Annotated in this window: 10 protein-coding genes and 1 pseudogene; 7 read left to right on the top strand and 4 right to left on the bottom strand. The window is 55.7% G+C overall.

Going from position 1 to position 9,924, the window contains the following annotated elements; genetic code table 11:
• Positions 1-312 precede the first annotated feature (312 nt).
• From cas4 to cas2, 3 genes are read left to right on the top strand one after another with little or no spacing between them, the layout of a single operon-like run.
• The gene (gene cas4, locus H522_RS20130) at positions 313-954 is read left to right on the top strand and encodes a CRISPR-associated protein Cas4 (protein WP_051344385.1); all 642 of its coding nucleotides are present in this window, start codon (positions 313-315) and stop codon (positions 952-954) included.
• A gap of 4 nt (positions 955-958) precedes the next feature.
• A complete protein-coding gene (cas1c, locus tag H522_RS0116460; protein WP_026963142.1) occupies positions 959-1,996 on the top strand; it encodes a type I-C CRISPR-associated endonuclease Cas1c in 1,038 nt (345 codons plus the stop codon).
• A gap of 12 nt (positions 1,997-2,008) precedes the next feature.
• Positions 2,009-2,299: a CRISPR-associated endonuclease Cas2 gene (gene cas2, locus H522_RS0116455; RefSeq protein WP_026963141.1), complete on the top strand. Its 291-nt coding sequence runs from the start codon at positions 2,009-2,011 to the stop codon at positions 2,297-2,299.
• 21 nt (positions 2,300-2,320) lie between these two features.
• On the opposite strand, the gene H522_RS20125 is transcribed toward cas2, so the two are convergent.
• The gene (locus tag H522_RS20125) at positions 2,321-3,082 is read right to left on the bottom strand and encodes a LysR substrate-binding domain-containing protein (protein WP_245578164.1); all 762 of its coding nucleotides are present in this window, start codon (positions 3,080-3,082) and stop codon (positions 2,321-2,323) included.
• Between the two features lie 60 nt (positions 3,083-3,142).
• Here H522_RS20125 and H522_RS22425 point away from each other — a divergent pair.
• From H522_RS22425 to H522_RS0116440, 3 genes and pseudogenes are all read left to right on the top strand, one after another.
• A pseudogene (locus H522_RS22425) lies at positions 3,143-3,190 on the top strand (hypothetical protein); the annotation flags it as partial.
• A gap of 56 nt (positions 3,191-3,246) precedes the next feature.
• A complete protein-coding gene (locus tag H522_RS22250) occupies positions 3,247-3,624 on the top strand; it encodes a putative sulfate exporter family transporter (RefSeq protein WP_245578163.1) in 378 nt (125 codons plus the stop codon).
• A gap of 111 nt (positions 3,625-3,735) precedes the next feature.
• Positions 3,736-5,028 (top strand): homocysteine synthase, encoded by a 1,293-nt coding sequence (locus H522_RS0116440; protein WP_026963139.1) that lies wholly within the window; start codon positions 3,736-3,738, stop codon positions 5,026-5,028.
• A 231-nt stretch (positions 5,029-5,259) separates the two neighbouring features.
• On the opposite strand, the gene H522_RS0116435 is transcribed toward H522_RS0116440, so the two are convergent.
• The 3 genes from H522_RS0116435 to H522_RS20815 form a co-directional block, all read right to left on the bottom strand.
• On the bottom strand, positions 5,260-5,847 hold the full coding sequence (locus H522_RS0116435; RefSeq protein ID WP_026963138.1) for a manganese efflux pump MntP: 588 nt from the start codon (positions 5,845-5,847) through the stop codon (positions 5,260-5,262).
• A 364-nt stretch (positions 5,848-6,211) separates the two neighbouring features.
• Positions 6,212-7,210, bottom strand: coding sequence for a zinc-binding alcohol dehydrogenase family protein (locus H522_RS0116430; protein ID WP_026963137.1), 999 nt, complete (start codon positions 7,208-7,210; stop codon positions 6,212-6,214).
• A gap of 144 nt (positions 7,211-7,354) precedes the next feature.
• Positions 7,355-8,722, bottom strand: a complete 1,368-nt coding sequence (locus H522_RS20815; RefSeq protein WP_051344383.1) for a multicopper oxidase domain-containing protein — start codon at positions 8,720-8,722, stop codon at positions 7,355-7,357.
• Positions 8,723-8,979: 257 nt separating this feature from the next.
• Between H522_RS20815 and H522_RS0116420 the strand changes: the two genes are divergently transcribed.
• The gene (locus H522_RS0116420; protein WP_026963136.1) at positions 8,980-9,450 is read left to right on the top strand and encodes a C40 family peptidase; all 471 of its coding nucleotides are present in this window, start codon (positions 8,980-8,982) and stop codon (positions 9,448-9,450) included.
• Positions 9,451-9,924: the final 474 nt, after the last annotated feature.

The raw sequence follows: 9,924 nt of genomic DNA, 5'->3' as shown, positions 1-9,924 counted from the left end.
GCCAATCCATCCCTCATTGATCTGCGGATTGGCTCCGCAGCTCCATTGAAGCGGCAGCACAATCATTTCACCGGTTTTCGCACTATCAATCGTTGATCTGCGGATTGGCTCCGCAGCTCCGTTGAAGTATGGCCTGCCCGCCTTGTCCGCACTCATCCACAAACGCTCATAGAGCCTCGCAGCTTCACTTACCCGAAATGAAAACTACTATAGCAATTCACTGTACATTCCGCGTTTATTTATTTGTATCGCGGATAGACTGGAAGATATCTACCATGGTTCAGAATGTGCCTTCCGGGGAGATGATTCGCCATGAATGTGTCCGAAAATCTATCGTCCGAATCATTCGTTAGCACTGTGCCATTGTCAGCGTTACAGCATTATAGTTACTGTCCCCGGCAATGTGCGCTCATCCACGTGGAACAAATTTTTGATGAAAATGTTTACACAATGAAAGGTAGATGGGCGCATCGCCGCGTGGATGAAGAACACGTGAAATCTTCCGCAGGCAACGAAATCGTTACTGCATTCCCTGTGTGGTCGGACAGATACGGTTTGACTGGCAAATGCGACGTGGTCGAAATCCGGAATGGAGTTCCCTATCCCATCGAATTTAAGCATGGGCGACGCAAAGCCCATGTCTGGGACGAGGTTCAATTATGCGGACAGGCGATTTGCCTGGAAGAAATGTTTCACGTCTCCATTAAACAAGGAGATATCTACCATATTTCTTCTAGGCGTCGTCGAACGGTAGCACTTACTTCGGAGTTACGAATGTTAACACTCCGTATTGCAGAGGAAGTACGACAGATGATCGATGACGGCATCGTGCCTCCAGCGGTCAATGATGCGCGGTGTGCGCAGTGCTCTTTGCAATCGGCTTGCATGCCGGATCGGACGGATGGTCGTCATCTCGTGAAATGGAAAGAATTTCTGGAAAAGATGGAGGTCTGAGAGAATGAGTGCATGGAGGAATACCCTGTACGTGCAACAAGATGGCGCGGTGCTACGGCTCCAGCAAGACACGGTGATTGTAACCAAGGATAAAGAGACATTACTGCAAGTTCCGTTGTTACATGTGGAGTCTATTGTTGGTTTGGGGCGCGTATCCTTCACAAGCCCGTTACTCGAACGTTGTGCCCAAGCGGGCATCTCGGTCGTGAAACTGAATGGCCAGGGCAAATTCCTATATCGCCTGGAGGGACCGAAGTCTGGCAATGTGCTGTTACGCATGGCACAATTTCAAACCTTCATCGATCCGGACCAGAGCGTTCCCATTGTGCAGGCCGTGGTGGCTGGGAAAATCTATAATAGTCGGCAAGCGTTGCTGAGATCCGCGCGTGACTCCCGACGTGAAGAGTCAAAAAGTGCCCTTCGCGATGTGGCTGAGGATATGGCGCGAGACATTCGTCGTTTGGATCAAATTCGTGACATTAATCTCCTGCGCGGTATCGAAGGGATCAATGCCAGACGTTACTTTACTGTCTTTGCCCATCAGTTCTCGGAAATGGGCAGTGACATCACTCGCTTCGACGGACGTTCACGGCGCCCACCCCGGGATCCTGTCAATTGTCTCTTGTCTTTTCTGTATGCACTACTCACCCATGATGCGCTCTCTGCAGTCGAAAGTGTTGGACTAGATCCACAGATTGGATTTCTGCATATGCTACGTCCAGGGCGTCCCTCATTGGCCTTGGATTTGATGGAAGAGTTTCGACCGATTCTGGCTGATCGGCTCGCTGTCACGCTCATCAACCGCAAGCAAATCGGGCGAGATCATTTTGAGGTGTTGCCTGGGGGCGCGGTTTCCATGACAGACCAAGCGAGGCGAACTGTCATTCATGCTTATCAATCCCGCAAACAGGACGAAATCAAACACCCCTTGCTTGAGAAAAAAATGCCGCTCGGACAGATTCTGCTCACTCAAGCTCGGTTGCTGGCACGCGCTATTCGCAAGGACCACGTGGAATACGTACCGATGTATTACAAGGCATGAGGAGTGAAGATAGTGAACCTACTCATAGCGTACGACATTTCCACGGAAACCAAGCAAGGCCAGAAGCGGCTGCGGCGTGTGGCTAAGGTTTGTCTCAATTACGGCCAGCGCGTGCAACATTCCGTATTCGAGTGCCAATTGGATGAACTGGCGTTCTCCAAGCTGGTCCAGTCGTTGAGCGAGATTGTACATCCGACCGAGGACAATATCCGGATTTATCGTGTAACGGATCTCAGCCGTGGCAGTGTCATCAATTTAGGTAGAATAGTTGGAATAGACTACAAGGACCCCATTGTTTTGTAATGATGAAATCGTTGTTCTATCTCACCCTTGATGCGGTGGACGCAATGCGTTTTCCAACAAGAATTGCTTGAACAACTGAATCGATTTGGGCTGAAAGTCGGACTTCCGAAGCACGATGGAGAACTTTCTTTGTATCGGGGCCTCCGTAAATCGGATCGTCCGCAGGGCGTCACACATTTGTTCCTTGCGAACCGCCCAGGTGGAGAGGAGCGAGATGCCAAGACCGGCTTCCACCGACTCTTTGATGACCTGGGTCGTTGCGTATTCAATCACCGTCTTCGGACGGATGTGGAACGTCTTCCACACATAATCTGTCATTTCACGGGTGCCTGACCCCGGTTCCCGGACAATCCAGCACTCTTGCTCCAAGTCTTCACGGGTGGCGAATCCTTTGCTTGCCAACGGGTGTTGGCTCGCGGCAACCAGTACCATCGTGTCTTCGGCAAAGGGGATGACGAGCACGTCCTTCTCCGGGATCGACAGTCCTTCCACAATGCCGATATCGAGGTGCCCGCGGCTGACCTCTTCCAGGACATGGTGTGTGTTTTCGATGGTGATGCTCGGTTGGATTTGCGGGTATTGGCGGCGAAACGCGGCGACGATATGCGGCAACAGGTATTCCCCGAATGTAAAACTGGCGCCAATGTGAAGAGGACCGCTGGCCTCCGTTTTCAAATCCTCAATCAGCCGGCGCATGAGCTGATAACGGTTCAGGATCTCCTTGGCGTGATGATACTCGGCTTGGGCGCGTCCAAATTGCCGCTGCTGGACCGGGTCGGACAACTGGCATGCGCCATCCTCATCGCGGTGCTGTACCGGCAAGTGACTGGCTAGCCACAGCAGTTGCGATCCGGCATTCAATTTGCGGCTAAGCGGTTGCTTCGGTTCGCCATTATCCTATACGGATTGAAACTCAACATCGATGTGATTCTCCACCAAGCGTGCTCATGGCCTGGATGCGGCACAAGGCTAAGCGCGCCTCGGCGCAGGCCAATGACAGCGGGGGCAAAGCGGCGATTGAATTTCCCTGGTTTTTGCTTGGCTTTATCGCCATGAGCCTCATCGGCAGCTATGTCCTGGGCCGTTCCGTGATGGTGCCGACGCAGGTCATGAACGACGTTTCCACTGTGAGCACCTTTATTCTCACCATGGCGATGGTGGGGCTCGGTCTCAATGTGAGCTTTGCCGACCTGCGGACGCGTGCGCTGCGGCCGTTCGGCGCGTTGACCCTGACCTCGGTGCTGTTGTCCATCGGTGCCTTCTTACCCTATCGTGATGCTTCGGCCAAAGCCATGCGGTGCCGTCAAACAACCAGCTCGGAGTAAACTCGGCCGCACGGAGCCTGCGGAATTGACCCGGTATATTGAAAACGGTACAATCCTCCAAAGATACCTTCTATGAAATATATCTGGTTATCTGAAAGTGGAGGAGAGCTCATGGAAGAAAAGGCCCGCTGGGCACTAGAGACGCTGGCGGTTCACGCTGGCCAAGAGGTTGATCCGGTGACGTTGTCGCGCGCCGTCCCGCTCTATCAGACGACATCGTATGCGTTTCGCGATACGGATCATGCGGCGAATTTGTTTGGATTGAAGGAGTTTGGCAACATCTACACGCGCATCATGAACCCGACTACGGATGTGTTCGAGCAGCGCCTGGCGCAGCTGGAGGGGGGCGTGGGTGCACTGGCGGTGGCTTCCGGCCAAGCGGCGATTACCTACAGTATCCTCAACATCGCTGGAGCCGGGGACGAAATCGTCTCAGCCACCAGTCTGTATGGGGGCACGCATAACCTGTTTGCCATCACCCTGCCTAAATTGGGAATCCAGGTCCACTTTGTCGATCCGTCCAATCCAGACAATTTTCGTCAGGCGATTACCGACCGAACCAAAGCGCTGTACGTCGAGAGTATCGGCAATCCCAAGTGTGACGTGCCCGACCTGGAAGCCATTTCCACGATTGCCCATGAGCACGGAATCCCGCTGATTGTCGACAACACGTTTGCTACTCCATACCTGTTACGTCCCTTCGATTTTGGAGCCGACATCGTTGTCCATTCCGCCACCAAATTCATCGGCGGCCACGGCACGTCGATTGGCGGCGTCATCGTGGACGGCGGTCGCTTCGACTGGAAGGCGAGCGGTCGTTTTCCCGGTTTGACGGAGCCGGATGTGAGCTATCACGGTGTCGTCTATACCGAGGCGTTCGGGCCGTTGGCGTACATCCTGAAGGCGCGAGTACAATTGTTGCGCGACATGGGGGCGGCCCTCTCGCCGTTTAACGCCTGGCTCTTCCTGCAGGGCCTGGAGACCTTACATCTACGTATGCAGCGGCACAGTGAAAACGCGCTGGCTGTCGCCAAATTCCTCGAATCCCATCCCGCCGTCGAATCGGTCAGTTACCCGGGACTTGCCAGCCATCCGTCTCACGCGCTGGCGAAAAAGTACCTGCCGAAAGGGCAGGGCGCCATTCTGACCTTCGAGGTGCGCGGCGGCGTGGAGGCCGGGCGTAAGGTGATTCACGGGGTGCGTCTGTTCTCGCACCTGGCCAACGTCGGTGACTCGAAGTCGCTGATTATTCACCCGGCCAGCACGACGCACCAGCAGTTGGCGCCGGAGGAACAGTTGGCGGCCGGAGTTACGCCCGGGCTCATCCGTCTATCCGTCGGCACAGAAGCGTTGCAGGACATCCTGGACGATTTGGACCAGGCTTTGCGCGCCAGCCAGGGCTGAGTTCGGCCATGAAGAGCCAGTCGGATGGCAGGGCGTAGAGCAGGTCTAAGCAGGTCTATAGTCGTATAGTCGGTCATACTGTTTCACGGCCATGGTTCGGCCGGCCGCTTGTCCCCATCCGGAAGCTGACCGGGTGGGGATAAGCGTTACCAATGATTACTTCGGGTCATCGGCTACAGCGTTGCTGAATTGGCAGAGCAACCATGGCTAACATCAGGCCCGGGTGGCGTGTCATCGATACACCTGATGCAATCCGGCCACGATGAGCAGAAGCCCAGCGGCCAGAGAAGCGTAGCGGCCGAGAAAACGCGAAACCACCCCAATGCCAATGACGTTGCCAAGCCAAATCATGATGAACCCCCAAACCGTGATGGAGAAGACGGACAACCAAACCTCCCCGGCATGGGCCACGGTCGCCCCAAATCCGCTGGCCACATTGGTGAAGGATAAGGCCAATCCGAGGAAAATCGCCTGTTTCAACCCCAGTTCCTCTACCTTTGTGGGTTGCTTGTCTGTCGGTTGTTTGTGTGTGGAGGTGCGTCGGCGATTGTACGCGGTGTACCAGAAATAGACGCCAATCGCACTAAGGGCGATGCACGCCACCCACTGTGCAGCGGTGACGGGCAAATAGCGCGAGATTATGGCGCCTGCGCAAGCGCCAATGAGGGCCGTGAAAAATCCGACGAGGTTGACAACCGCGTCGACCCAGTACGGGAATTTCACCTTATTCCCTCCGTAGGCCATGCCCACGCCCCAATTATCCAGGTTGGACCCGATGCCAATAAGGTTTATCGTGAGGAACAGGCTCCACCAGTCCATCTTCCCCTCATCTCCCCTTGTCTGGGTTGTCCGTGCTTGGACGGAGACGGGTCAGGTTCTGGAGCCGTGCGCAGTCTTTTTGGCTTACACCTTTGGGCATGGAGTTGTCATGAAGCTTTCAGATTCCCTACGCCTCCGCCTTGTGGTCAATTTCAGGCTATGGGGAGGATAGACGACATGAAATGGACAAAGTAACCTGTCCATATGACCAAAATTCCATGGAAAAATACGGGGCGATAAATGGTGCACGCCCCTGTCGAGCCCATCAGCCGGACAGGGGCTGGCCAGTTGTCTCTATTCGTCATCGAAAAGTCGACCACGCGTAGTTTTCCGCGAGGCCTTTACGCTCTGTTCCAACCGAGCCTTACGCAAACCCCTCCAGCACAATCTTGCCAATCGTACGCCGCGAACGGATCTTCGCGAAAGCGGCCTCTAGGTTGCGGGCGCAGATGGGTGACAGCCGCTCGGTCATCGTGGTCTGAATCTCGCCAGCGTCCACCCAGTCCGCCAGCTCGCAGAGGATGCGGTGCTGCTCCTCCATGTCGGGGGTTTGGTACTTGGAACGGGTGAACATCGCTTCAATCGCCCAGGTGATGCTTTTGTCGGCCATGGGCCGGAAGTTGAGCGGTTCCATCGGCGGCAGAATGGTGCAGAGTTTGCCCTTCGGGCGGAGAACGGAGAGCATATTCTCCCAGTTGGAGTGAACCACGTTGAGGCAGAACACGTAGTCAACCTCCTTTAGGCCCAGGGCTTCGAGTTGCGGTTGAAACGGTTTCGTGTGGTCCACCACGTGCTGCGCCCCGTGCGCCAAGGCCCATTCCCGGGACTCCGGACGCGAGGCGGTGCCAATCACGGTCAGACCGGCTCGGCGAGCCAGCTGCGTCGCAATCGATCCGACCCCGCCTGCGGCTCCAACGATGAGGATGGGTTCCCCCTGCATTCCGCTTTTCGCGACGCCCAAGTGTTCAAACAGGCCTTCCCACGCGGTCAAGGTGGTCAACGGGAGCGCCGCTGCCTCCGCGAAGTTCAGGCGCTTGGGCTTTCTCCCGACAATTCGCTCGTCCACCAGGTGGTACTCGCTGTCGCCGCCCGGGCGGACAATCGATCCAGCGTAAAACACTTCATCCCCTGGCTGGAACAAGGTACATGCTTCGCCCACCGCTTCGACCGTGCCGGCTACGTCCCAACCGAGAATCCGCGGGGGAGCAGACCCTTCCGCCGGGCGCTGAATCGTATCGACCGGGTTCACCGCAACCGCGTGAACGCGTACAAGGACATCACGTCCTAGCGGCGAGGGCTTTTCGACTTCCACATCGACCAAACCCTGGCTGGCATCCAGCGCCACAGCCTTCATGGTCGCCATCCTATCGCCTCCCTGTTTCTTCGCTCACCTCTATTGTAACCGGATAGCCCGGCAACATAGAGGACCGGGGTGACGCGCCGCGGTGGCGCGGACGGTCGCAGTGTGGGCGGACCACATCACCGCAGGGGGACCACTTCGTGGCGTTTACTTCGTGACATCGAACATCGTGATCATCCCACTCATGTTGCCCTGGCTGTCCGTGGTGTGCGCCGTGATGTGACAGTGGAACAGCCACTTGCCGACTTGACTGGCGACAAATGACAGGTCGTACGTCGTACCAGGGGCGGTATTCAAAGTATCGATAGTCATTGGCTGCGGTAGGGACCGGCCGTCCTGTTCAATCCACTGGAAGTGCATACCATGCAGGTGCATCGGGTGGTCCATCGATCCGATGTTAATCAGGTGCACGAGCACCTTGTCGCCCACTTTTGCCGGCAGCACGGGCGTGGCGGGATAGGACAGGCCGTTGATGGTATAGCCAAATTGGGGCGAATCATTGACCACCAACGTGTATTCCCGTTGATAACCCGGGTGGACCTGTTTCCAACCGGTACCTTTCGGCTCTACGATGAACGGCCCGAACAGCCCCATGTCCTCCTGTTTTTCCATATCCTTCATCGGGTGGCTGTGGTACATGTACGTGCCCGGGGGCGCCTTCACCGTGAAGGAATAGGTCCACGTGTGGCCAGGTTTGATGTCCGGCTGACTGATGCCGCCGGTGCCGTCCTGGCTGAACGGCACATCCAGACCGTGCCAGTGAACGGTGGTGCCTTCAGGCAGTTTGTTATCCACGACAATCTTCACTTTATCGCCCTGATCCACCTTGATTTCCGGCCCAGGGACCGATCCGTTATACGCCCAGGCCTCGACTTTTTCTCCGGGTTTGACTTGCCACCAGACCGGCTCGGCCGTCAGGTGGAAGACTTTGTACCCGTGCTCCATCTTGTAGGGCAGAAGGTACGTATCGTCCGGTTGTTTCGGCTCACCTTGTGTGCCGCTGCCCAGCGCGGCAACGTGGTCAGGGGTATCGGAGGCTGCAGACGAATGATCCATATTCCCTGCCATCTGGTTGCCCGAGTTGGTGGATGTTTCCACCTGGGAATCACTTACCGCCTGGGAGACCACAACGGTCCCGGTCATACCCGGGTGATAAGTGCAGAAGTAGGGATACCTGCCTGGTTTCTTAAATGTGTAGGAGAAAGTTTGTCCCGGGTCCAGGTTACCCGAGTCAAAGCGGCCATCTTTATGTGGCTGCTGTCCACTAGTCACGGTGTGGGCCATGGTGTCATCGTTGCGCCACGTCACCGTCGTTCCTACAGTCACGTGCAAGGTCTGTGGGCTGTAGGCAAGCTGGCTCATCTTGACGGTGACCTGTTTTTTGTCGGTGGTCACAGATGAGGTACTCGCGGACGTTGGATGGTCGGTCGCGGCGGTGGTCTGGCAGCCTGCGGTTGTTATCGCCAGGCCCAAGGCGGTCAGGACCACCAGTGCTGGATATAGATGTTGTTTCATATTCGTCTCATCTCACGCTGTAAAGGATTTTTACACGCTGCAGGTTGATTGTAACACTCCTCTAATTAGTTGAACCTAACTGAGCGTGACAAGAATATGTCGATTTGGCGCTTGGGATTGGCGCTTGAGATTTCGTACCCGGATTGTTGGGTTTCCATGGCCTGGAAGGTTATCAATGGATACAATAGGATATGGGAGAAGCGAGAAAAGACTGCGGGGGTTGCGGTGCACACCGGTGCAGGAGGCGAAAGGAAGGCTTGGAAGCAGGAGATTTGATTTTCATCCGCGGCACGGAGGGGCTGGCCTGGCCCATTACAAAAGTGACGCGGAGCCCGTACACACACGTGGCGGGGGTGGTGGAGGAAGGTCAACTCATCGAGTCCCAAGCCCTACGTCGGACCGGGTTTCAGCCTTTGGCCACTTATCAAGGGGTGGGAGACATCTACACCTGCCCTGAACTAAAGGATTGGCAACGGGAGGGGATTGTCGAGTATGTCCAGCGCTGGATTGGTTGCCGTTACGATTACTTCCTGTTCACGCTGCTGGCCTTTCGACAAATCCTGGGCGGATTGGTCCCGGTGTACCTGAGCGACAAGCGCCACATCTGCACCACACTGTGGGTAGAGGCGTACCGGGCGGTTGGCATCGACCTGTGTCCCGGCATTCGCTGTCCGACCCCCGGGGAACTGGCCGGATCGCCGCACCTGAGGTACCTGAGGTCCTTCTAGGCTACCCGGGCCGCTATGTATATTGGACGATGAATCGCACGGCAGGAGTTCGTAAATGCCCCGCTGAGCCCAAGCGGCAGCGGGGCGCTTGTACATACCTGGCTATACGAGGGTCTGGAGAATTGACTCCGTAGACACCTTTTGACACAGATTCCGCGCCTAAGAATCGGCTCTTGACTGGAAACTCAATATCTTGCCTTGATACAGCAACCCTGCTCTCCGCCGTTCCCTTTATATGGTTCTATGAAAGTGCGATCATTTGGAAATTTGATCGGATTTGGAAACGCCGGGCGTGCTGACGCAATCGCCCATCAGGCCGATTTTTTCGCAACTCCAAAGATGCTCAGGTCCATATCCAGGAAAGACAGTACCCGTTCCAACTGTGGCTCAAGATGGGTATTGGTGATTCGATGGCGTTCACCATGAATTTCAATATCCATCGTGCAGATCCCCTCGAACATGTCGATCACGGAG

The sequence above is a fragment of the Alicyclobacillus herbarius DSM 13609 genome (genome assembly GCF_000430585.1).
Lineage (GTDB): Bacteria > Bacillota > Bacilli > Alicyclobacillales > Alicyclobacillaceae > Alicyclobacillus_G > Alicyclobacillus_G herbarius.
Note: the sequence above shows the minus strand (reverse complement) of the source record. Positions and strands in the feature narration are given on the sequence as shown.